This window comes from Streptacidiphilus anmyonensis (assembly GCF_000787855.1).
Lineage (GTDB): Bacteria > Actinomycetota > Actinomycetes > Streptomycetales > Streptomycetaceae > Streptacidiphilus > Streptacidiphilus anmyonensis.
The window spans coordinates 1-22,869 of the sequence record NZ_BBPQ01000006.1; the positions used below are offsets into that span (position 1 = coordinate 1).

Here is a 22,869-nt window from a genome sequence, read left to right on the forward strand (position 1 = left end):
AGTAGCAGCAGGCCAGTAGCAGCACGTAGTCCAGCAGGTCCTGTACGGAACGAAGGTGAGTCGATGTCCCTGCTCGAATCGATCCGCAGCCCCCGCGACCTGCGCCTGCTGCCGCCCACCGAACTGCCCAAGCTGGCCGAGGAGATCAGGGAGTTCCTGATCGACGCGGTCACCCGCTCCGGCGGGCACCTCGGGCCGAACCTCGGCGTGGTGGAGCTGACCATCGCCCTGCACCGCGTCTTCGACTCGCCGAAGGACCGGATCCTCTTCGACACCGGGCACCAGTCCTACGTCCACAAGCTGCTGACCGGCCGCCAGGACTTCGACCGGTTCAAGAACAGAGGCGGGCTCTCCGGCTACCCGTCGCGCGCCGAGTCCGAGCACGACGTGATCGAGAACTCGCACGCCTCCACGGTCCTCGGCTACGCCGACGGCCTGGCCAAGGCCAACCAGCGTCTGGGGCACACCGACCGCACCGTCGTCGCCGTCACCGGGGACGGCGCGCTGACCGGCGGCATGGCCTGGGAGGCGTTGAACAACATCGCCGAGGCGAGCGACCGTCCGCTCGTCATCGTCGTCAACGACAACGAGCGTTCGTACGCGCCCACCATCGGCGGGCTCGCCAACCACCTCGCCACGCTGCGCACCACCCAGGGCTACGAGCGCTTCCTGTCCTGGGGCAAGGACGCGCTCCAGCGCACGCCGGTCGTCGGCGGTCCGATCTACGACGCGCTGCACGGCGCGAAGAAGGGCTACAAGGACGCGCAGTCGCCGCAGGGCATGTTCGAGGACCTGGGCCTGAAGTACATCGGCCCCATCGACGGCCACGACATCGCCGCCGTCGAGTCCGCGCTGCGCCGCGCCCGCGGCTTCGGCGGGCCGATCATCGTGCACTGCCTGACGGAGAAGGGCCGCGGCTACCGGCCCGCCGAGCTGGACGAGGCGGACCACTTCCACCAGGTCGGCGCGATCGACCCGATCACCTGCGAGCCGCTGCGGCCGTCCACGGGCGTCTCGTGGACCTCCGTCTTCGGCAAGGAGATGGTCGCCATCGGCCGCGAGCGCGCGGACGTCGTCGCGATCACCGCGGCCATGCTCCAGCCCGTCGGCCTCGCGCCCTTCGCCCGCGAGTTCCCGGGCCGCATCTACGACGTCGGCATCGCCGAGCAGCACGCCGCCGTCTCCGCCGCCGGCCTGGCCACCGGTGGCCTGCACCCCGTCGTGGCCGTCTACGCGACCTTCCTCAACCGCGCCTTCGACCAGGTCCTGATGGACTGCGCGCTGCACCGGTGCGGGGTGACCTTCGTGCTCGACCGGGCCGGCGTCACCGGCACCGACGGCGCCTCCCACAACGGCATGTGGGACCTGTCCGTCCTCCAGGTCGTGCCCGGCCTGCGCATCGCCGCTCCGCGCGACGCCGACCAGTTGCGGGCCGAGCTGCGCGAGGCGCTGGACGTCGACGACGCGCCGACCGTCGTCCGCTACCCGAAGGCCGAGGTCGGGCCGCCCGTCGAGGCGCAGGAGCGGATCGGCGGCGTGGACGTGCTGCTGCGCACGCAGCCGTCCGGGCGGATGCCCGAGGTCCTGCTGGTGGCCGTCGGCACCATGGCCTCCGCCTGCCTCGACGCGGCCGCGCTGCTGACGGCCGACGGGCTGGGCACCACCGTCGTCGACCCGCGCTGGGTCAAGCCCGTCGACCCGGCGCTGGTCGAACTCGGCGCCCGGCACCGGCTCGTGGTCACCGTAGAGGACAACGGGCGGGTCGGCGGCGTCGGCATGGCCGTCGCCCAGGCGCTGCGGGACGCCGACATCGACGTCCCGACGCGCGAACTCGGCATTCCGCAGCGGTTCCTGGACCATGCGGCGCGCGGCGAGATCCTGGACGAGATCGGCCTCACCGGTCCGGGGATCGCCGCCCAGACCGCCGTCTTCGCCAAGGCCCTGGGCCTGATCGGCGGCGGCGCCTACAGCACCACCGACAGCCTGACGCCCGACACCGTTGGAGGGGAACAGCACCATGGCAGCTGAGACCAGCAGTGCTTCCGAGAAGGGAGCCGCGTTCGACGTCGAGGCGCTGCTGAAGGAGCGCGGGGGAGAGCGCTACCGTCTGCACGCCGAGCACCTGAACCACCAGCTGCCGCGGATGCTGCGCACCATCGGCTTCGACAAGGTCTACGAGCGGGCCCAGGGCGCCTACTTCTACGACGCCGAGGGCAACGACTACCTCGACATGCTGGCCGGCTTCGGCATCTTCGCGCTCGGCCGGCACCACCCCGTGGTCCGCGACGCGCTGCACCAGGTGATGGACCTGGAGCTGGCCGACCTGACCCGCTTCGACTGCCAGCCGCTGCCCGGTCTGCTGGCCGAGAAGCTGCTCTCCCACGCCCCGCACCTGGACCGCGTCTTCTTCGGCAACAGCGGCACCGAGGCCGTCGAGACGGCCCTGAAGTTCGCCCGCTACGCCACCGGCAAGCCGCGCGTGCTCTACTGCCAGCACGCCTTCCACGGCCTGACCACCGGCTCGCTCTCGGTCAACGGCGAGGACGGCTTCCGCAAGGGCTTCGCCCCGCTGCTGCCGGACACGGCCATTCCACTGGGCGACCTGGAGCGGTTGGAGCGCGAACTGCGCAAGGGCGACGTCGCGGCGCTGATCGTCGAGCCGATCCAGGGCAAGGGCGTCCACGCCGCCCCCGACGGGTACCTGCGCGCCGCGCAGGAGCTGCTGCACAAGCACAAGGCGCTGCTGATCGCCGACGAGGTGCAGACCGGCGTGGGCCGCACCGGCGACTTCTTCGCCTACCAGCACGAGACCGGCGTCGAGCCGGACCTGGTGTGCGTGGCCAAGGCGCTCTCCGGCGGCTACGTTCCGGTGGGGGCGACCTTGGGCAAGGAGTGGATCTTCGAGAAGGTCTACTCGTCGATGGACCGGGTGCTGGTGCACTCCGCGAGCTTCGGTTCGAACGCCCAGGCCATGACGGCCGGCCTGGCGACGCTGCACGTCTTCGAGAACGAGCAGGTCGTCGCGCACGCGCGGCAGGTCGGCGACCTGTTCCGGGAGCGGCTCGCGGCGCTGATGCCCAAGTACGAGATGCTGGCGGACGTGCGCGGCCGCGGCCTGATGATCGGCATCGAGTTCGGCAAGCCGCAGTCGCTCAAGCTGCGCACCGGCTGGTCCGCGCTGCAGGCCGCGCGCAAGGGGTTGTTCGCGCAGATGGTGGTGGTCCCGCTGATGCAGCGGCACCGCATCCTCACCCAGGTCTCCGGCGACCACCTGGAGGTCATCAAGCTGATCCCGCCGCTGATCATCGGCGAGGCCGAGGTGGACCGCTTCGTCTCGGCCTTCGAGGAGATCATGGACGAGGCCCACAGCGGCACCGGCCTGATGCGGGACTTCGGCAAGACGCTGATCAAGCAGGCGGTGGCCGCGCGCTGAGGCGGTGCCGGGGCGCGAGGCTTCTGTCCCGCGCCCCGAGCGGTCACGCCGCGGCGTCACACCTCGAGGTTCTCCTCGATCCTGCGGATCATGTGGCGGGCCATCGCCAGGTTCGAACGCTGCCGGTCGAGCGCCAGGTAGAGGAAGATCCCCTGACTGCCCTTGTTGGTCAGCGGCCGGATCAGGTGGTACTGGGCCGTCAGCGTGATCAGGATGTCCTCGATGGCCTCGTTGTGGAGATTGAGCATCTCCATCGTGCGCATCTTCGCCCGGACCACGTCGGTGTTGCCCGCCGCGGCGACGTTGAGGTCGAGCTCGGTTCCGGTGCCCAGTGTCCCCAGGGCCAGGCCGCTGTTGTAGTCGACGAGCGCGACGCCGATGGCGCCTTCGATGCTCATCGCGTCCTTGAGTGCAGCTTCCATGTTCGCCATGCGCAGGACTTTAGAAGCGGCATTCGAAGGGACGGGCCGAATGTCAGGAGACGATCGGAACTGACCGATTGGCACGTGCCGCGATGTCTCGATGATCGCGAGCCATCGGCACGGACGTCCGCTTCTGGTCGGGCCGGACAGGTACGGAAGTCCGGTCACCGGGCCGACCTGCGCCGGGACGGTTCCCGCCGCGCCCGAAGCGCTCACGCAGCCTGGGGCTGAGGATCTCCGCCCAGTAGGCGCACATCCGCTCGTCCGCGCTCGTGATGATCGGCTCGAAGAGCGGCAGGATCAGCAGCACCAGCGCGCCCGCGCACCAGCCCGCGATCACGTCGGTCACCCAGTGGGTACCGAGGTAGACCGTCGTGGCGCCGACGGACAGGCCCGTCCAGCCCGCCAGCACGGCGCCGGTGCGCCGCCACCGGGTGGCCAGGTAGGCCACGACCCCCCAGGTCACCACCGCGTTGGCGGTGTGGCCGGACGGGAATATGTCGCCGCCCAGGAAGATCTCGTTGGAGCCGTAGATGTGCGCGTAGTGCGGCCCCAGGCGGCCCGTGCCGATCTTGACCGCTCCCACGGACATGTTCAGCAGGACCAGCGACACCCCCAGCACCAGCAGCGGGCGCCACGACTTCGTCCGCCAGGACCGCCAGCCCAGCCAGGCCGACACGACGATCGCGGCGGGGCCACGCTGGCCGGCTATGACGTAGTAGTTGAGGAAGTCCCAGAACTGGGGCCAGTGCTCGTACGGCTTCCACTTCATGACCTCCCAGTCGAGCGCGACCAGGCGGGAGGTGGAGAAGACGGCGACGATGATCGTGGCGTATGCGACCAGGGTGACGGCGAAGAGAATCTTGTGAGTACGGCTCAGGGGCCGCCAGCGCTCACGGCTGGGCGGCTGCTCCTCCACCGGCTTGTCGAGCTCCCGCTCGAGCAGGGTCCCCTCGGTTCTCTGGTTACGCACCCCTTCGACGTTACAGTGTTGCGCCTTCAACTCAGGTGCCGAGGTCATCTTCGTGACAACCATGTGACCTGGTGGATTGTCGGATCTGAATAAAGGTCGACGCCTTTTCCTGGTGGCCTGCTCAGGGATGTGATCTGCATCATCCTTGATCGACCGGCGGTTTGGGCTGCGCTTTCCTGGGCAATGCGCGGAACGCTGATTTCCTCCCGACACGACCGGTATGAATTCCCGGTCGCAGCGGGAGGCATTCCAGCACATTTCGGCCAGAGCCGCTTTCAGGCCAGTCCGGCGCCCAGCATCAGCCCGCCGTCCAGCACGATCGTCTGCCCCGTGATCCACGCCGCCTGGTCCGACAGCAGGAAGGCGATCGTCCCGCCGACGTCCTGCGGCTCCCCGAGCCGCCCCAGCGGGTAGCTCTTCACTACCTGCTCCTCGTGTCCCGCGAAGAGCGCCTCCGCGAACTTGGTCCTCACCACGGCCGGCGCGACCGCGTTGACCCGCACGCTCGGCGCGAGCTCGTGCGCGAGCTGCTGGGTCAGCTGGACCAGCGCGGCCTTGCTCGCCCCGTACATCCCGATGCCGGGCGCGGGCCCGAGCGCGGAGACGGAGGAGACGTTGACGATCGCGCCGCCGTGCTCGCCCTGCCATGCCCGGTGCACGAGCTGGACCCAGCCGAGGGTGGAGACGACGTTGATGTCGAGGATCTTCCGGGCGGCGTCGAGGTCGAGATCGACCATCTGACCGAAGACGGGGTTGGTGCCCACGTTGTTGACGAGGTGGTCGATCCGGCCGAACGTCTCCATCGCCCGCTCGACCGTCTCGGCCCGGTGCGCGCCGTCGTGCGACTTGCCGGCGACGCCGAGGGCGACCTCCGGCCCGCCCAGCGCGGCGACCGCCTCGTCGAGCGAGGCGGTGTCCCGCCCGGTGATCACCACGCGGTCCCCGCGCGCGACCAACGCCTGCGCGGCGGCGAACCCGATACCCCGGCTGGCGCCGGTGACGATTGCGACCTTGGACATGAGCATTCCTTCTGGGATGAGAGACGTTGCAGAACGCAGGGGCGCGGGGCCGTGCCGACATACGGCTCCACCCAGCCTTCGGCCGGGAGGCGCCCCCCCGCGCGGGCGCGAGAAGCCGCCGACGAGGCTGGTGGCGGGCACGCGCCGGGCCGTCCGCAGGTCAGTGGTCATCGCGCCCACGCGGAGGTGCCGCACAACAGCGGAGCCCCGCGCCCCGGACGAGCTACAGGTGGGTGAGAGAGGCGATGCGGGCGCGGTGGCGGTCCGCTGCGCCGAGGGCGAGGGACGCGCTCTTCGCGCGCTTGAGGTAGAGGTGCGCGGGGTGCTCCCAGGTGAAGCCGATGCCGCCGTGGAGCTGCACCGCCTCCTCCGCCGCGGTGACCGCCGCGCCGGAGGCGAAGGCCTGGGCGAGCGCGGCGTAGAGCGCGCGCTCCGCGTCGCGGTCGACCGCGTCCGCGCCCGCGCGGGCGACCGCGCGGAGCTGGGTGACCAGGACCCACAGGTCCGCCAGGCGGTGCTTCACGGCCTGGAAGCCGCCGATGGGGCGGCCGAACTGGTGACGCTCCTTCGCGTAGGCGACGGTCGTGGTGAGCGCCCACTCCGCCACCCCCAGCTGTTCGCTGGCCAGCAGCGCCGCGCCCGTCTCCAGCGCGGCGTCCAGCGCCGTCGCCGCGTCCGCGCCGGAGGCGAGGAGGATGCCCTCGACCTCCTCCAGCGTGACGACGGCGAGTTGGCGGGTCATGTCGAGCGACACCATCGGTTCGACCGCCGCGCCGGTCACGGCGTACAGCTCCGCGGTGCCGTCCGCGGCGACCGCCGGGACGAGCAGCACGTCGGCCGCGAGCGCGTCCGCGACATGGCGGACCGTGCCGGACAGCAGGCCGCCCGACACCCGGACGTCCGCCGGGAACGCCCCACCGGGCGCGACGGCGAAGGGGACGGCCAGCGTGCCGACCGCCTCGCCGGAGGCGAGCTGCGGGAGGATCTTGCGTTCCCCGAGCGCCAGCAGCGCGGCCGTCGCCAGCACGCAGCTGCCGAAGAAGGGGACGGGCGCGACCGCGCGGCCCAGCTCCTCCAGGACGACGGCGGTCTCGCGCCAGCTCGCGCCCGCGCCGCCCAGCTCCTCGGGGACGGGCAGGCCGGTGACGCCGAGCTCGCCGGCGAGCGCGCGCCACAGGGCCGTGTCCGTGGTCTGCTCCGCCTCGGTGCGGGCCAGGGTCGCGTTCGCGGGGGCGCGATCGGCCAGCAGCGCACGGACGTTGGCGCGCAGCTCCTCCTCGACCTCGCTGTAGCCGAGGTCGGCGCCGCCCTGGTCGGTGCTGCCCTGGTCGGTGGTGGTCGTGGCGTTCATCGGGGCAGGTCCTTCCATGCGACGTCCTTGTCGACGCGGATCTCCTGGGGCAGACCGAGCACCCGCTCGGCGATGATGCCGCGCAGGATCTCCGACGTGCCGCCCTCGATCGAGTTCCCCTTGGCCCGCAGATAGCGGTAGCCGGGGCTGCCCTCGAGCATCGACGGGTTGGCCGGTCGCCGGAAGGTCCAGTCGTGGTACTCCAGGCCCTCCGCGCCCAGCAGTTCCAGCTCCAGGCCGGAGATCTGCTGGTTCAGCCGCGCGAAGGCGAGCTTGGCCGCGCTGCCCTCCGGCCCCGGCTGCCCGGCGGCGAGCTGCTGCCGAAGCCGCTCGGAGGTGAGGCGCGCGGCCTCGGCGTCGACCCACAGGCGCAGCAGCGCGTCCTGAAGCGCGGGCGTGTGCAGTTCGGGGTGCTCGCGCCAGGTGCGGGCGAGGACGCCGATCATGCCGCCCTCCCTCGGCTCAGCGTGGCCGCCGATGGCGACGCGCTCGTTCATGAGCGTCGTCTGCGCGACCCGCCAGCCGTCGCCGACCTCGCCGAGCCGGTGCGCGTCGGGGATGCGCACGCCGGTCAGGAACACCTCGTTGAACTCGGCCTCGCCGGTGGCCTGGCGGAGCGGGCGGACTTCCACGCCGGGGGCGTGCATGTCGCAGACGAAGTAGGTCATGCCGCGGTGCTTGGGCACGTCCGGGTCGGTGCGGGTGACCAGGATCGCCCAGTCGGCCTCGTGGGCGAGGGAGGTCCACACCTTCTGGCCGTCGACGATCCAGTCACCCGAATCCGGCTCCTGCACGGCGCGCGTGCCGAGCGCGGCGAGGTCCGAGCCGGCGCCGGGCTCGGAGAAGAGCTGGCACCAGATCTCCTCACCGGTCCACAGCGGACGCAGGAAGCGGCGGCGCACCTCGTCGCTCCCGTGGGCGAGGAGGGTGGGCGCGGCCATGCCGAGCCCGATGCCGTGCCGGCCGATGTCGAGCGTGGGGGCCCCGGCAGCGGCGAAGGCGTCGTTCACCTCCTGCTGGACGCTCCGCGGGGCGGAGCGCCCGCCGAGTCCTTCGGGGAAGTGCACCCAGGCGAGACCCGCGTCGAAGCGGGCCCCGAGGAAGTCCGCGACGGGCGTCGTCGCGGGGTCGTGCTCATCGATCAAGTCGCGGATCGCGCGGCTCAGTTCAGCATCCACGTACCTTCACCTTTCGGCAGACGGGAACCATGGGGGGCGCGGGGAACCGCGCGAGAAGCCACCCTGCGTGGTGTGCCACCGAGCGTGCGGGGCCATCCGCACCGGGTGGTTGCTCGCGCAGTTCTTCCCTGCGCCCCTCCTAGCGCTACGCGCTAGTCCAGCGGGCCGCCGGCGACGTAGACGACCTGGCCGGAGACGAAGCCCGCGCCCTCGCTGACGAGGAAGGAGACGGTGTGCGCGATGTCGTCCGGCACGCCGACGCGGTTGACCGGGATCATGGACGCGGCCGCCGCCTTGAACTCCTCGAAGCCCATGCCGACGCGCTCCGCCGTCGCCGCGGTCATGTCCGTGGCGATGAAGCCGGGGGCCACCGCGTTCGCGGTGATGCCGAACTTGCCCAGCTCCTTGGCCAGCGTCTTGGTGAAGCCCTGCAGGCCCGCCTTGGCGGCGCTGTAGTTGGCCTGGCCGCGGTTGCCGAGCGCGCTGGAGGAGGAGAGGTTGACGATGCGGCCGTAGCCCGCGTCGACCATGTGCTTCTGGCAGGCCTTGGACATCAGGAAGGCGCCCTTGAGGTGCACGTTCATGACGGTGTCCCAGTCCGACTCGGACATCTTGAACAGCAGGTTGTCGCGCAGCACACCGGCGTTGTTGACCAGGATCGTCGGCGCGCCGAGCTCGGCGACGACGCGGTCGACGGCCGCGGCGACCTGCTCGCCGTTGCTGACGTCGGCGCCGACGGCGAGGGCCTTGCCGCCCGCGGCGGTGATCTTCTCGACGGTGTCCTTGCCGGCCGCCTCCTCCAGGTCGATCACGGCGACGGCGTAGCCGTCCGCGGCCAGGCGGATGGCGGTGGCGGCGCCGATGCCGCGCGCTGCTCCGGTGACGATGGCGACGCGGTTCTGCTCGGTCATGAGAGACGTTCTCCTGAGGGTGAGTAGTGATCTGAAGGGGTCAGGCGAGGTAGGGCTTCAGCTCGCGGCGCGCCAGCGACCGCTTGTGGACCTCGTCGGGGCCGTCGGCGAAGCGCAGCGTGCGTGCGGCGGCCCAGAGTTGGGCGAGGGGGTAGTCCTGCGAGACGCCGCCCGCGCCGTGGGCCTGGATGGCCTTGTCGAGGATCCACTCGACCGTGGCCGGAGTGGCGATCTTGATGGACTGGATCTCGGTGTGGGCGCCCTTGTTGCCGACCGTGTCCATCAGCCAGGCGGTCTTGAGCACGAGCAGGCGCAGCTGCTCGATCCGGACCCGCGACTCGGCGATCCACTCCTGGATCACGCCCTGCTCGGCCAGCGGCTTGCCGAAGGCCGTGCGCGACACGACCCGACGGCACATCAACTCGACCGCCCGCTCGGCCATGCCGATCAGCCGCATGCAGTGGTGGATCCGGCCCGGCCCCAACCGGGCCTGGGCGATGGCGAAGCCGAGGCCCTCCCCGGCGATGAGGTTCTCCGCGGGGACGCGCACGTCGGTGAAGACGATCTCGGCGTGGCCGCCGTGCGCGCCGTCGGTGTAGCCGAAGACCTCCATGCCGCGCCGCACGTCCACGCCCGGGGTGTCGCGCGGGACGAGGATCATGCTCTGCTGCCGGTGCTTCTCCGCGTTCGGGTCGGTGCGGCCCATCACCACGAGGATCTCGCACTCGGGGCTCATCGCGCCGGAGGACCACCACTTGCGGCCGTTGACGACGTAGGAGTCGCCGTCGCGCTCGATCCGCGTGGCGATGTTGGCGGCGTCGGAGGAGGCGACCTCGGGCTCGGTCATGCAGAAGGCGGAGCGGATCTCGCCCTCCAGCAGCGGCGCCAGCCAGCGCTTCTGCTGCTCGGGGGTGCCGAACTCGGCCAGCACCTCCATGTTGCCGGTGTCGGGGGCCGCGCAGTTGAGCGCCTCCGGCGCCAGGTAGGGGCTGCGGCCGGTGATCTCGGCGAGCGGCGCGTACTGGAGGTTGGTCAGGCCCGTGCCGTGCTCGGCATTGGGCAGGCTGCGCTGGTCCACAAGAAACAGGTTCCACAGCCCCCGCTTCCGCGCCTCCGCCTTCAGCTCGGCCATGACCGCCGGGCGGGCCCAGGCGTCGTCCGACTCTCGCAGCTGCCGCGCCGCGACCGGCTCGGCCGGGTAGACGCACTCGTCCATGAAGGCCAGCAGCCGCTGCTGGAGTTCGAGCGTGCGCTCGTCGTAGCGGAAGTCCATCAGTCGCCGGCCTTTCCGTGCATGGTGTCCAGGGCGAGGGCGACCAGCGGCGGGACCATCGCGCCGAGGTGGGAGAAGCCGTCGCCCACCGTCTTGCCCTGGATGAAGCGGTAGTGGATGCCCTCGGCGATGACCGCCAGCTTGTACTGGCCGAAGGCGGTGTACCAGGGGAGGGGGGTGAGGTCGAGGCCGGTGGTCGCGGCGTAGCGCTCCTCCAGCTCGCGCATGGCGGGGAAGCCGAGCTCGGGGCTGACGGCACCGGCGACGGGGTTGCCCGGCATGCGGCCGGCGATGTCCCAGTACACCTTCATCAGGCCGACGTCGGCGAGCGGGTCGCCGAGGGTGGCCATCTCCCAGTCGAGCACGGCCGCGATGGAGTCGTCGGCGGCGGCGATGGTGTTGTCCAGGCGGTAGTCGCCGTGGACGACCGCCGCCCGCTGCGGCGTGGGGACGCCCTCGCTCAGGCGCCGCTGGAGTTCCTCCAGGCCGGGGATGTCGCGGCTGCGGGAGGACTCGAACTGGCGGTGCCAGCGGGAGACCTGTCGCTCCAGGTAGCCCTCCGGTCGGCCGAAGTCCGCCAGCCCGGCGGCGGCGGGGTCCACCGCGTGCAGGCCGGCGAGCACGTCGACCAGGTTGAAGGAGAGCGCCCGGGCCCGCTCCCGGGTGAGCCCGGCGGCGTCCTCGGCGGTGCGGTAGACGGTTCCGGCGACCTCGTCCATCAGATAGAAGGGAGCGCCGACGACGTCGGTGTCCTCGCAGAGCAGGTGCACCCGGGGGACCGGCACCGGCGTGTCCGCGAGGGCGGCGATGACGCGGTGCTCGCGGACCATGTCGTGCGCGGTGGCGAGGACGTGGCCGAGCGGCGGTCGGCGCAGCACCCAGCGGTGGTTGCCGTCGGTGAGCCGGTAGGTCAGATTGGACTTGCCGCCCGAGATCAGGGCGGCGGTCAGCGGCCCGGTGCCGAGGTGGGCGCGGAGCCGGTCGAGGTCCAGCCCCGGGGGCGTCGGAGTGCTCATGCCGGTCACGATACCGACTAGTAGGTATGTCGACTAGAGTGGCTCGCGCGTGGTGCGCACCACGTTGACACCCGACAATGAACGCCCGCCGAGCGCTACGTCGTCAGAGGTACGCCGTCGGTATGCCGTCACAGTAGAGAGGACGCCCATGGCAGCGCGCGTGGACATGGCGGTCCCCGTCCAGGAGCGGCTGCTCGCCGCCGCCAGCAGGCTCTTCGCGGAGCGCGGCTTCGCCCCCACCTCGGTCCAGGACATCGTGGAGCTGGCCGGCGTCACCAAGGGCGCGATGTACCACTACTACGCGTCCAAGGACGACCTGCTCCAGCAGATCTACACGCGGCTGCTGCTGGTCCAGTCGCAGCGCCTGGCGGAGACCGCCGAGGTCCCCGGGCCGGTGGACGAGCGGCTGCGCGCGGCGGCGGCCGACGTGGTGGTGAGCACCCTGGAGCACCTCGACGACGCGATGGTCTCCTTCCGGTCGATGCACATGCTCCCGCCCGACCGGTTGGCCCAGGTCCGGGCCGACCGACGCCGCTACCACGAGCGCTTCCGGGCCGTGATCGAGGAGGGGCAGCGGGAGGGCGTCTTCCGCGCCGATCTGCCGGCGGACCTGGTGACTCATCAGTTCTTCGGCGGCGTGCACCATCTGGGCAGCTGGTACCGGAAGGACGGCGAGCTGACCCCCCTGGCCATCGGTGCGTCTTTTGCCGAGCTTTTGCTCAGAAGCCTGCAACCGATCTGAGTCGGACACCAACGATCGCTTCGGATCACGATTGGATCGCGGCCCTCTGGGGCATGTCGCTCTGGTCTGTCTGGTTTGTATAGTGTCGGCCAGCAGCCGACGGCTGCCCGGCCGAAAACTCCGTACACAGGACCCCCACATGGGGCTTCCCCACGGTCGCGCCGCTCACGATCCGAACGCGCCCACCCACAGGGCTGAAAAGCGTCGGGAACACTTCAGGACGGTCCTATGGTGCTGGGGGATATCGACATGACGGGCACGCCGATCCGCTTGTCCCAGTCGCCTGGTCAACTGATCCGCATAGCCCAGCAGGTCCACACACGTCTGTGGGCCGAGCATGTCGGGGCGGAGCTGACCGCGCCGCAATACGCCGCGCTCATCGCCCTGGCTCTCGAGCCCGGGGCCGACCAGCGGACGGTGGGCGAGCGTGCCTCGCTCGACAAGGCGACCATGGCCGAGATGGTCGGCCGACTGGTCCGGCGCGGCCTGGTGCTGCGTCGCCGCGACCCCGCGGACGGCCGGCGCAAGCTGCTGACCCTGTCGCCGCACGGCGAGCAGGTCATGCAGGAGGCGTCGACCGGTGTGGCAGTGGTCCAGCGCGAGCTGCTGGTGCCGCTGTCGGAGCCGGAGCGCTCCGAGCTGATGATGGCGCTGGCGCGCATGGCGCGGATGGAGAACCTGGCCCTGGAGACCATGGTCGACGCCCGTCCGCTGCTGGACGCCCCGCGCGTCATCGGCTACCTGATCCGCGTCGCCCAGCAGGTGCACACGCGCCTGTGGGCCGAGCTGGTCTCCACCGAGCTCACCGCGCCGCAGCACGCCGTGCTGGACGCGCTCTCCACCGAGCCGGACATCGACCAGCGCACGGTCGGCGAGCGCACCTCGCTGGACAAGGCCACCATGGCCGAGCTCATCAGCCGCCTGGTCCGCCGTGGGCTGGTCCTGCGCCGGCGCGACCCGGCCGACGGCCGCCGCAACCTGCTGGCGCTGGCCCCCGCGGGCGCGCGTCTGCTGGAGGAGGTCGGGGCCGGCGTCACGGAGGTCCAGGCGCGTCTGCTGGTGCCGCTGGACGAGATCGAGCGCGAGCGGACCCTCACCCTGCTCGGACTGATCGCCCGACTGACGGTGCGCTGACGCACTTTCCGTCTCCTTCTTCACAGCTTGGCCCGGCGGGCGTCGCGTATGCGGCGCCCGCCGGCATTTGTGAGCCCCACCACACCTCCGGCCGGTTCTACGACCGTGGATAGTCGATCATTTGCCCGCATACCGAGATCTTCGGGACGGAAGGGCCGTGGTCGACCTTTCGGGTGTGCAGAGCCTTCACACAGGGCTTACGCCGTCTGGCGATCTTCACCGCAGCGTGTGCATGGCCGCGCGCCCCACCTCGGCGAACCCTGTTCCACTACGGACCCGCGTAGTAGAAGGCGCGTTGATCCGGCCGGACGTCGCTTGCTATCAATGGCGATGTCACCACGGCGACCTCGCGGCGACCTCACGGCGACCCCGCGATCGAACGCCTTGAGCGCGTCGCCCCCAAGTCCGGCACCGTCCCGAAACCGGCGTGCCAGCGGCACCGTCCGACCCCGCAGCGCACCTGTCCCGCGCTGCGGGCGGACGGCGGCCACCGTCCGCCGGAGGGTTTCCGCTCCCGGGCGGCCAAGGCACTGCAGAGCTCTTGTCAGCTCGTGGGTGCGGCTGTCACGATCTTGGCTCTGTGATAACGCGCGTCAGCGAGGGGGAGCCCGTGGCCGACGGCGGCGAGCCGTGGCACCGCTATTACGCGACCGGCGTGCCACACAAGATCAGCATTCCGAACGTTCCCGTGCACGGCCTCCTCGACGAGGCCGCCGCGCGGCACGGGCGGCGGACCGCGCTCGTCTTCCTCGGGCGCAGGACCAGCTACCGCGCCCTGAACCGCGCCGTCGCCCGCTTCGCCGAGGGCCTCGCCGCGCTGGGCGTCACGCGCGGCGACCGGGTCGCGCTGGTGCTGCCGAACTGTCCCCAGTACGTCGTCGCGTTCTACGCCACGCTGCGGCTCGGCGCGGTCGTCGTGCCGACGAACCCGCTCTACACCGAGTCCGAGCTGGCGCACCAGCTCGCGGACAGCGGAGCCGTGGTCGCGGTCGTCCACGACGGGGCGTTCGCGCATGTCGACGCCGTGCGCGGGCGGACCGCGCTGCGGCATGTCGTCGTCGCGTGCCTCGCGGACGCGCTCCCGCTGCGGGCGCGTGTCGCGCTGAGGCTGCCCCTTGCGCGCTCCCGTACGCTCCGCGCCAAGCTGGTCACGCCCCTGCCCGAGGGCGCGGACGCCGTCCGCTTCGGCGACGTGCCGCGCCGGACGCCGAAACGCGGCGGCGCCGCGCTCGGGCCGGTGAGCCCGCGCACCGCCGTCGCCGTCCTCCAGTACACCGGCGGCACCACGGGGACCCCGAAGGGCGCGATGCTGACGCACCGCAACCTCGTGGCCAACGCCCACCAGGTGCGCGCGTGGTATCCCCAACTGCGGCCAGGACGCGAGACCTTGCTGGCCTGCCTGCCGATGTTCCACGTCTACGGGATGACGATGTGTCTCGGTGTGGCGGCCGCCGCCGGGGCGCGGACCGTGCTGCTGCCGACGTTCGACCCGGCGCTCGTGGTCGCCACGATGCGGCGCTGGCGGCCGACGCTCTTCCCCGGCGTGCCGCCGATGTACCAGGCGCTGATGCAGGAGGCGGAGCGGCACGGCCCCGCGGTCAACCGCGCGCTGCGCTCGGTGCGTTACTGCATCTCCGGCGCGATGCGGTTGGAGCCGGAGACCGTGGACCGGTTCCAGGAGCTGACCGGCGCCCGGCTCGTCGAGGGCTACGGGCTGTCCGAGGCCTCACCCGTGGTGCTGGCCAACCCCCTGAATGCCAACGCCCGTCCGGGCACGGTCGGGATCCCGCTGCCGGGCACCCAGGTGCGGATCGTCGCCGAGGACGACCCGGCCAAGGAGCAACCCCACGGTGAGGCAGGGGAGTTGGTGGTGCGCGGACCGCAGGTCTTCGCGGGCTACTGGCACGAGCGCGAGGACAGCGCGGCGATGCTGCACGACCGTTGGCTCTTCACCGGCGACATCGCGGTGATGAGCCCGGACGGCTTCGTCACCGTCATCGACCGCAAGCGTGACGTCATCATCGCCTCCGGCTTCAGCGTCTTCCCGAGCGAGATCGAGGACGTGCTGCTGGCGCACCCGGCGGTGGCCGACGCCGCCGTGGTCGGCGTGCCGGACCCCTACCGGGGCGAGACGGTGAAGGCGTGCGTGATCGTGCGGCCGGGGAGCCGGCTCACCGAGCGGGCGCTGCTCGACTACTGCGCCGCCCGGCTCACCGGCTACAAGATGCCCAAGATCGTCGAGTTCCGGGTGGACCCGCTGCCCCGCAACACGCTCGGCAAGGTGCTGCGCCGATTGCTGCGGGACGAGCATCAGGCCTTGGAGTCGCTCGACTCCGCATCCGGCTCCGCGCCTGCATCCGCAGCCGCTTCCGGTTCCGGTTCCGTCGAGGCGTCCGAGGCGTCCGCGTCCTTGGCCGCCTCCTGGGAGGGCGAGCCGACGACGGGCTGACGGTCCTTCAGGGCCTCGGCGAGCGTCAGGCTGCTGTCCCAGATCGAGTGGAACGCCAGCGAGAGCGCCTCGGCCAGGGAGGGGTGCCGGATGCACAGCGAGGTCGTCGCGCTGTCGCGGGCCACCGGGTCGGGCATGTCGCACATGACCGTGGAGCCGTCCGCGATGATCATCTTCAACGGGAGCTCGTCCGCGATGCGGATCTCCTCGCCCGCGTCCACGAACAGGTGCATGACCTCGAGCAGGGCCGGGTCCTCCAGCACCTCGCGCGAGTACAGCGAGCGCACCGTGCGGCCCGCGGCGTGGAGGCGGGCGCTGGCCTCGAGGCCGGCCAGGTTCTCCGGCGGGGTGAACCACGGCGGCTTGGAGAAGCTGAGCAGCTCGCGCTCGGCGGTCGTCTGGAGCCGCGCGAACCGCTCGCTGATGTCGGCCGAGTCCCGCAGGACCTCGACGTAGTCGAGGGGGTCGGTGTGGGTGCGGCCGTTGTCGAAGGTGGGCCCGAGCTCCCGGGCGAGCTCGCTGGAGAGCCGCTCCAGCCGCCCGAGGGAGCGGCGCTGCTGCTCGATGAGGCGCTCCACGGCGGTGTCGGGGGCGACCGCGGAGTAGCCGGCGACCCGGCCGGGGTGAAGCACGGCGAGCTGCCGACGGATCAGCCCTTCCAGCACGTCGTAGACACGCTGTCGGGGGACACCCGCCTCCCTGGCGACTTCGGCCGCGGTGAACACGTCGCGGCGGATCAGGGCGAGGTACACCCGGGCCTCGTAATTGGTGAGGCCCAGCTCCTCCAGGTCGGCTGCGCGTCGATCGTCCGTCTGCATGTTGGCACGTTAGCGGCGGGAGTGCGGGTGCTGGCAAGCGACCGCCACGAGTTCGGGGGACGAGGTCGCCCTCCGGCGGGACTTTTCCGGGCAGAACGGGCCTCCGACACAGAAGTGAACGGCCGGTAACCTCGCGTTTCGCAGCTTACTTGCCGTAAGGCTAGCCCCGCCGTATCGGTTGTCCTACCCATGCAGTACGGTGCCTGGCATGTCAGAGATCTCGACCGACACCCCGGTCACCCCGCCCGGTCCGGAGGCTCCGGCCGACGGCCCCAACTACCTCAGCCACAAGCAGATCATGGTCGTCATGGGCGGCCTCATGGCCGGCATGCTGCTGGCCGCCCTGGACCAGAGCATCGTCGGCACCGCGCTGCCCACCATCGTGAGCCAGCTCGGCGGCATCGACAAGCTCTCCTGGGTGGTCACCGCCTACCTGCTGACCTCGACGGCGGCCACGCCGCTCTGGGGCAAGATCTCCGACCTGTACGGGCGCCGGATCATCTTCCAGGCCGCGATCGTGATCTTCCTGGTCGGCTCGGCGCTGGCCGGTCTCAGCCAGAACATGGGCGAGCTGATCGCCTTCCGCGCCATCCAGGGCATCGGCGGCGGCGGTCTGATGTCGCTCGCCTTCGCGATCATCGGCGACGTCATACCCCCGCGCGAGCGCGGCCGTTACCAGGGCCTGATGGGCGCCGTCTTCGGCCTGGCCAGCGTGGCCGGCCCGCTGCTCGGCGGCTGGTTCACCGACTCGATCGGCTGGCGCTGGATCTTCTACATCAACCTGCCCGTCGGCATCGGCGCGCTGGTCGTCTGCTCCTTCGCGCTGAAGCTGCCGGTCAACCGGCGCGAGCACAAGATCGACTACCTCGGCTCGACGCTCATCGTCACCGCCGTCACCAGCCTGCTGCTCTACCTGAACTGGGCCGGCACCAGCTACGGCTGGACGAGCTGGCAGGGCCTGTCCCTGTGCCTCGGCTCGATCCTGCTGACCGTCGTGTTCTGCCTGGTCGAGCAGCGCGCCGCCGAGCCGATCCTGCCGATGCGGCTGTTCCGCAACCCGGTCTTCCGGATCGGCAACGGCTTCGGCTTCTTCGCCGGTTTCGCGATGTTCGGCGGCATCATCTACCTCCCGGTCTACCTCCAGGCCGTGCAGGGCATGTCGGCGACCAAGTCCGGCCTCGGCATGCTCCCCGCCGTCGCGGGCATCATGGCAACCGCGATCAGCTCCGGCCGCGTCATGGCCAAGACGGGCAAGTACAAGATCTTCCCGATCCTCGGCGCGCTGGTCATCATCGGCTCGCTGGTGCTGCTGTCGACGCTGACCAACACCACGCCGTACTGGCAGGTGGCCCTGTTCGCCTTCGCCTTCGGCGCGGGCCTCGGCCTCACCATGCAGACGGTCGTCACCGCGGTCCAGAACGCGGTGGACTTCCGCGACATGGGCGTCGCCACCGCCTCGGCGACGTTCTTCCGCCAGATCGGCGCGTCCATCGGCACCGCGATCTTCGGCACCGTGCTGACCAGCCGGCTGACGCACTACCTCAAGCAGGAGTTCGCCGGCTCGCCGAAGGGCACCGGCGCGCTCAAGGGCATGGACACCAACAACGTCCAGGCCATCAAGGCGCTGCCCGAGCCGGTCAAGCACCACGTCACGGCGGCCTTCGCGCACGCCATCGGCGACCTGTTCCTGATCGGCGTCCCGTTCATCGTGATCGCCCTCGGCTTCGCGCTGGTGCTCAAGGAGATCCCGCTGAAGTCCCTCGGCGGTCCCGCCCCGGACGCGCCGCCGGCGCACTGAGGCTCCTTGCCTGAGGAGGGCCCGGACCGCTCGGCGGTCCGGGCCCTCCGCTTTCGCCCTGCCTCAGTCGTCGAGTCGGCCCATCGACAAATTGACACTGGTCCCGGTCATCCCGCTCGCCCGGTCCGAGGCCATGAAGGCCGCGACCTCGGCCAGCTCCCGCAGCCGCATGGTCCGGCGGGTGTGCGAGGAGGCGGCGAGGTACTCCTCGAACTGCTGCCAGCTCAGGCCGGAGGCGTCGGCCTTGGCCGCGTGCACCGCCCGGAGCGACGCCGTCTCCGGGAGACCGTGCGGGCGCAGGCCGACCACGCGGACGCCGTGCGGCGCGAGCTCGGCGGAGAGGTCCCGGGTCAGCGCCTCCTTGGCGGCGGACGCCGGACCGTAGCCGCCGTTCAGCGCGCTGCCCATGCGGGCGGGGATCGCCGTGACCGTCATGATCACGCCCGAGTGGTTCGGCAGCATCCGCCGCGCGGCGGCCCGGGCGGTCAGGAAGTACGAGCACGCGTAGTCGGTGACCGGGCGGAGGAACGTCTCCACGTCGAGCTCCGCCAGCGGCGTCCCGAGGATCTCCCGGTCCGGGACGCCGACGGCGTTGAACGAGACGTCCACACGGCCGGCCCGCTCCACCACGGACCGCAGGTGCGCCTCCACCGCCTGTCCGTCGAGCGCGTCGACCTCGGCCGCCTCGGCGGAGCCGCCCGCCGCGACGATCTCCTTGGCGGCCGCCTCGACCGTCGGCAGCCGCCGACCGGTGAGGAACACCGTGGCCCCCTCCGCCGCGAACGCGCGGGCCACCGCGCCGCCGATCGCGCCACCCGCGCCGTAGACCACCGCGATCTTGTCCTTGAGCAACATCTCTGCCTCCTCGTTGTGCTGTCGTTGGTGCAGACAGCAGGGGGAGGGAGAACTGGGCGGGCCGTGACCGCCCGGTTCGTGCCCCGGCCGGTGTCTGCCCAGGATGGAAGAGGCATCGTTCGAGGAGGGTGACACGGGTGAGTGCCGAGCTGATCGAGCGGGCGAGGGCCGGGGACGGTGAGGCGTTCCGGCAGTTGACCGCACCGCACCGACGCGAACTCCAGGTGCACTGCTACCGCATGCTCGGCTCCCTCCAGGACGCCGAGGACGCCCTCCAGGACACCCTGCTGGCCGCCTGGCAGGGCCTCGACGGCTACGAGGGCCGCGCCTCCCTGCGCACCTGGCTCTACCGGATCGCGACCAACCGCTGCCTCAACGCGCTGCGCGCGGCGAAGCGGCGCAGCGCGCGGGAGTGGAACGTGCCCGGCGTGATGCCGCCCGAGCCGTCCCGCCTCGGCGAGGCCGTCTGGCTCGAACCGCTCCCCGACGCGCAGGCGGCGGACGCGGCGCCGGCACCGCCCGGCCCGGAGGCCCGCTACGAGCAGACGGAGTCCCTCTCGCTGGCCTTCGTGACGGCCCTTCAGCTGCTGCCGCCCCGTCAGCTCGCGGTCCTGGTCCTGCGTGACGTCCTCGGCTTCCACGCGAGCGAGGTGGCGGCGATGCTGGACGCGACGGTGGAGTCGGTCGCCAGCGCGCTCAAGCGGGCGCGGGCGACGCTGTCGCAGCGGCGGCCGGCCCTGGACGACCGTGAACCGCCGCCGGCGCCCGGCTCGCCCGAGGAGGAGGCGCTCGTGGCGAGGTTCGTCCGCGCGTACGAGGCGGCGGACCTCGAAACCGTGGTGGCGCTGCTGACCGACGACGTCTTCATGTCGATGCCGCCCATTCCCTTCGAGTACGAGGGCCGCGCGATCGTCTCCCGCTTCGTCGCCGCCCTGTTCGGCGCGGGCCGCCGCTTCGACCTCGTCCCCACCCGCGCCAACGGGCAGCCCGCGTTCGGCGCCTATCTGCGGACGGCGGGCGGCGGCAGCCGGGGGACGGGCCTGATCGTGCTCGGGCTCAGCGGGGGCCGGATCTGTGCGATGTCGCGGTTCGAGAGCAGCGTCCTGCGGTGGTTCGGGCTGCCCGCGGAGCTCCGGCCGCGCTAGAAGTCGAACCCCACATGGACGTGGTCGTGGTGGGTGGCGTCGCTGAAGAACTGGTTCCCCGCACCGGGGAGGAGGTACGGGCCGCCGACGTTGTAGGAGCCGGCCGCGGCGGCCGCGCGCATGAAGCCCTCCACGAGCGCGCGCGGCGTCGCCGGGTCGATCACGGCGTGGCCGTCGATGGTCCACACATCGAACGCGCGGCCCTGGGGGTGGTCGCTCGGGCGGGTCGTCCCGAACACGTCGATCGGGTGCCCGGAGCGGACCACGCTCAGCATGATCCGGTGGCTGCGCGCCAGCGTCAGCATCGCGTTCAGCGCGCTGTCGTGCACGTTCCCGCTCAGCACGTCCGCGTGCGCGGCGGGCGGCAGGGTGATCGCCTGCACGTCGGCGAGGACGGCGCGGGCCGCGGAGGAGAGGGACGCCGCGGGCGGGCCGGGAACGGCGGGATGCAGGGCGGTCACGTTCCACAGCGGCTGCGCGGCGCTGAGGCGCACGTCGACGGTGGTGCCGCCGGTGTCGTCGCCGGGCGTGTACTGGCGGCAGACCACCAGCACGCTGGCCGAGTCGCTCAGGATCCCGCCGTACTGCGCCTCCAGCACCTGTACGGCGGCCTGCGGGGCGTCGCTGAGCAGATCGCCCGCCTGGTCCGCGAGCGCCGGGTCGTACCCGGCGGCGGCGGCGCGCTTCCGCGCGGCCGCGACGCCCTGGCCGCCGGGCGGCCAGGTGCCGAGCGCCTCGATCAGCCGCACCGCGCGGAGCTTCACCTGCGGCTGGATGTCGTTGGGGCTGGGCCGCCACGGCGCGGTGAGGTGGAGCGCGGACGCGCTCGGGCTGGGACTCGGCCCGGGGTGCGTGAGCGTGGGCGACGGGCGTGCGGACGGCGACGACGCCGCCGCTGCCGGATGCCGGCTCGACGACGTGCATCCGGCCACGCCGGCCACCACCCCGGCCCCGAGGGCGAGAAGCCCGCGCCTGCTGATGGACGTCACCCCACCAGTCTGCGCCTACCCGAGGCGGTTCCCGCCCGGGGACGCGGGGCCGAGCCGGTGCCAGTCGTGCCCGCACGGGTCGTCGCCGAGCCCTGCCCGGCACTGCTGCCTGCGCCGCCCGTCCGCGACCCCGAGCAGCCGGACCAGGAGACGGAAGGCCTTCACCCGCTCGTGCGGCGGACGCAGCCCGGCGACGGCGCCGATGTAGTACCGGGAGGCACCGCGTGCGAGCAGGACGGCCGGCGTGTGCGTCGGCTTGAGCCCCGAGTGGCCCAGCCGTTCGCTGCCCTGGTCGGTTGCACTGCCTACCGGTTGCACTACCTGGGGGCGCGGGGAACTGCGCGAACAGCCCACCCGTGGCGGACGGCCCTGCCCGCTCGGGATCGCACGGCCGTGGGTGGCTTGTCGCGCAGTTCCTCGCGCCCCTGTCGGCTACGCCGAGGTACGGGCCATCTCGTCGAGGGCGCGGAGGAGGCCCGGGAGGGAGGGCCCGCGGCCCAGGGGGAGGACCTCGTGGGGCTTCTCGTCGAGCAGCAGGAGGGCGATGTCCTCCGTGTTCGCGGCGAGCGACCAGCCGGGACCGTCGGCGCGGACGATGCGCGCGCCCTCGGGGCCGGGCGCGGAGCGCACGCGGCCGGCGGGCGGGGGGTCGCTGGTGTAGCCGATGGCCTCGGTCAGGACGCGCTGGATATGGGCCGGGGGCTGCGCCCCGGTCTCGTCGAAGGAGGCGTGCAGGCCGACCTGCTGGCGCCAGGTGAGCCACTGCTTGGCGACGTCGTCCGCCGCCATGCGGCGCTGCGCGGGGCCCCAGCCCGTGGGGTCGGGCGCGGTGAGGAGCTTCGCACCGGGTGCGGGACGCGGATCGTGCGGCTCGGGGACGCCGGGGGTGGCGACGGTCAGGGCGAGCGGCCAGCCGGCGATGGTGTCGACGACGGTGCGGTCCGGGGCGGAGAGCTCGTACGGCATGCCGCAGTCCCACGCGGCGATCGCGCAGCCGATCAGCGCGGCGTCGTCGGAGACGACGGTCCAGCGCGCGCCGGAGGCGTCCTGGCCGAAGAGCAGGCCGTAGCCGTCCGCCCACGGCTCCAGGCCGAGCACCCCGCAGGCCTCGGGGTAGTCGTCCCCGAGCACGCTCGGGAACTGTCCCGGGGTCAGCAGCAGGGCTGTGAGCACGTGGAACGTGTCCAGCTCGTCCTTCGCGTTCGTGTTCGCGGTCATGCACGCCCCCATCGCCCGGACGGCCCAACGCCTGGATCACCCGGCTGGCTCAGTGGATCGCTCGTTGGGGGGCATGCTAGTGACGCGCCGACGCGCCACGCCAGGGACGAAAGGGACGGGCCGCCGTGACCGGGAAGGTCACGGC

19 protein-coding genes and 1 pseudogene are annotated in these 22,869 nt (G+C 71.8%); 7 read left to right on the top strand and 13 right to left on the bottom strand.

All coding sequences use genetic code 11. From position 1 onward, the window contains the following. Positions 1-63 precede the first annotated feature (63 nt). Positions 64-2,028, top strand: a complete 1,965-nt coding sequence (dxs, locus tag TR50_RS08690; RefSeq protein WP_084699960.1) for a 1-deoxy-D-xylulose-5-phosphate synthase — start codon at positions 64-66, stop codon at positions 2,026-2,028. Then, positions 2,018-3,433, top strand: a complete 1,416-nt coding sequence (locus tag TR50_RS08695; protein ID WP_042417173.1) for an aspartate aminotransferase family protein — start codon at positions 2,018-2,020, stop codon at positions 3,431-3,433. The genes dxs and TR50_RS08695 overlap by 11 nt, the downstream gene beginning before the upstream one ends. Before the next feature lie 56 nt (positions 3,434-3,489). On the opposite strand, the gene TR50_RS08700 is transcribed toward TR50_RS08695, so the two are convergent. The 8 genes from TR50_RS08700 to TR50_RS08735 form a co-directional block, all read right to left on the bottom strand. Next, the gene (locus TR50_RS08700) at positions 3,490-3,864 is read right to left on the bottom strand and encodes a hypothetical protein (RefSeq protein ID WP_042381635.1); all 375 of its coding nucleotides are present in this window, start codon (positions 3,862-3,864) and stop codon (positions 3,490-3,492) included. Between the two features lie 43 nt (positions 3,865-3,907). Beyond that, a complete protein-coding gene (locus TR50_RS08705) occupies positions 3,908-4,828 on the bottom strand; it encodes a phosphatase PAP2 family protein (protein ID WP_052440856.1) in 921 nt (306 codons plus the stop codon). A gap of 275 nt (positions 4,829-5,103) precedes the next feature. Further along, positions 5,104-5,853 carry an SDR family oxidoreductase gene (locus TR50_RS08710; RefSeq protein WP_152648315.1) on the bottom strand — a complete coding sequence of 250 codons (750 nt, stop codon included), beginning with the start codon at positions 5,851-5,853 and terminating at the stop codon, positions 5,104-5,106. Between the two features lie 217 nt (positions 5,854-6,070). Beyond that, positions 6,071-7,198, bottom strand: coding sequence for an acyl-CoA dehydrogenase family protein (locus tag TR50_RS08715; RefSeq protein ID WP_042417181.1), 1,128 nt, complete (start codon positions 7,196-7,198; stop codon positions 6,071-6,073). Beyond that, positions 7,195-8,376 (bottom strand): acyl-CoA dehydrogenase family protein, encoded by a 1,182-nt coding sequence (locus TR50_RS08720; protein WP_042417184.1) that lies wholly within the window; start codon positions 8,374-8,376, stop codon positions 7,195-7,197. Before TR50_RS08720 ends, TR50_RS08715 begins: the two co-directional genes overlap by 4 nt. Positions 8,377-8,528: 152 nt before the next feature. Next, positions 8,529-9,287, bottom strand: coding sequence for a 3-oxoacyl-ACP reductase FabG (gene fabG / locus TR50_RS08725; RefSeq protein ID WP_042417187.1), 759 nt, complete (start codon positions 9,285-9,287; stop codon positions 8,529-8,531). Between the two features lie 40 nt (positions 9,288-9,327). After that, positions 9,328-10,560 (bottom strand): acyl-CoA dehydrogenase family protein, encoded by a 1,233-nt coding sequence (locus TR50_RS08730; RefSeq protein WP_042417190.1) that lies wholly within the window; start codon positions 10,558-10,560, stop codon positions 9,328-9,330. Beyond that, a complete protein-coding gene (locus TR50_RS08735) occupies positions 10,560-11,576 on the bottom strand; it encodes a phosphotransferase family protein (protein ID WP_042417678.1) in 1,017 nt (338 codons plus the stop codon). Before TR50_RS08735 ends, TR50_RS08730 begins: the two co-directional genes overlap by 1 nt. A 148-nt stretch (positions 11,577-11,724) precedes the next feature. Here TR50_RS08735 and TR50_RS08740 point away from each other — a divergent pair, with 148 nt between their 5' ends. The 3 genes from TR50_RS08740 to TR50_RS08755 all read left to right on the top strand — a co-directional run bounded on the left by TR50_RS08740 (position 11,725) and on the right by TR50_RS08755 (position 15,901). After that, positions 11,725-12,318 (top strand): TetR/AcrR family transcriptional regulator, encoded by a 594-nt coding sequence (locus tag TR50_RS08740; protein WP_042417193.1) that lies wholly within the window; start codon positions 11,725-11,727, stop codon positions 12,316-12,318. 228 nt (positions 12,319-12,546) lie between these two features. Then, positions 12,547-13,452, top strand: coding sequence for a MarR family winged helix-turn-helix transcriptional regulator (locus TR50_RS50065; RefSeq protein ID WP_052440857.1), 906 nt, complete (start codon positions 12,547-12,549; stop codon positions 13,450-13,452). A gap of 580 nt (positions 13,453-14,032) precedes the next feature. Continuing rightward, positions 14,033-15,901, top strand: a complete 1,869-nt coding sequence (locus TR50_RS08755) for an AMP-binding protein (RefSeq protein WP_201776807.1) — start codon at positions 14,033-14,035, stop codon at positions 15,899-15,901. A 599-nt stretch (positions 15,902-16,500) separates the two neighbouring features. Here the strand turns inward: TR50_RS08755 and TR50_RS50350 are convergent. Continuing rightward, positions 16,501-16,719, bottom strand: a pseudogene (locus tag TR50_RS50350) (helix-turn-helix domain-containing protein); the annotation flags it as partial. Positions 16,720-16,927: 208 nt separating this feature from the next. Here TR50_RS50350 and TR50_RS08765 point away from each other — a divergent pair. Next, the gene (locus TR50_RS08765) at positions 16,928-18,517 is read left to right on the top strand and encodes an MDR family MFS transporter (RefSeq protein ID WP_042417196.1); all 1,590 of its coding nucleotides are present in this window, start codon (positions 16,928-16,930) and stop codon (positions 18,515-18,517) included. A 63-nt stretch (positions 18,518-18,580) separates the two neighbouring features. Here the strand turns inward: TR50_RS08765 and TR50_RS08770 are convergent, their stop codons facing one another. Beyond that, complete coding sequence (locus TR50_RS08770) at positions 18,581-19,372, bottom strand: SDR family NAD(P)-dependent oxidoreductase (protein WP_042417199.1); 792 nt, start codon at positions 19,370-19,372, stop codon at positions 18,581-18,583. 137 nt (positions 19,373-19,509) lie between these two features. On the opposite strand from TR50_RS08770, the gene TR50_RS08775 reads away from it, so the two are divergent. After that, positions 19,510-20,517 carry an RNA polymerase subunit sigma-70 gene (locus TR50_RS08775; RefSeq protein WP_042417202.1) on the top strand — a complete coding sequence of 336 codons (1,008 nt, stop codon included), beginning with the start codon at positions 19,510-19,512 and terminating at the stop codon, positions 20,515-20,517. On the opposite strand, the gene TR50_RS08780 is transcribed toward TR50_RS08775, so the two are convergent. The 3 genes from TR50_RS08780 to TR50_RS08790 form a co-directional block, all read right to left on the bottom strand. Then, the gene (locus tag TR50_RS08780) at positions 20,514-21,506 is read right to left on the bottom strand and encodes a hypothetical protein (RefSeq protein WP_042417205.1); all 993 of its coding nucleotides are present in this window, start codon (positions 21,504-21,506) and stop codon (positions 20,514-20,516) included. The genes TR50_RS08775 and TR50_RS08780 overlap by 4 nt on opposite strands. A gap of 15 nt (positions 21,507-21,521) precedes the next feature. Beyond that, positions 21,522-21,824 carry a DUF5958 family protein gene (locus TR50_RS08785; RefSeq protein WP_052440858.1) on the bottom strand — a complete coding sequence of 101 codons (303 nt, stop codon included), beginning with the start codon at positions 21,822-21,824 and terminating at the stop codon, positions 21,522-21,524. Positions 21,825-21,938: 114 nt separating this feature from the next. Beyond that, positions 21,939-22,724 (bottom strand): hypothetical protein, encoded by a 786-nt coding sequence (locus TR50_RS08790; RefSeq protein ID WP_042417207.1) that lies wholly within the window; start codon positions 22,722-22,724, stop codon positions 21,939-21,941. Between the last annotated feature and the right edge of the window lie 145 nt (positions 22,725-22,869).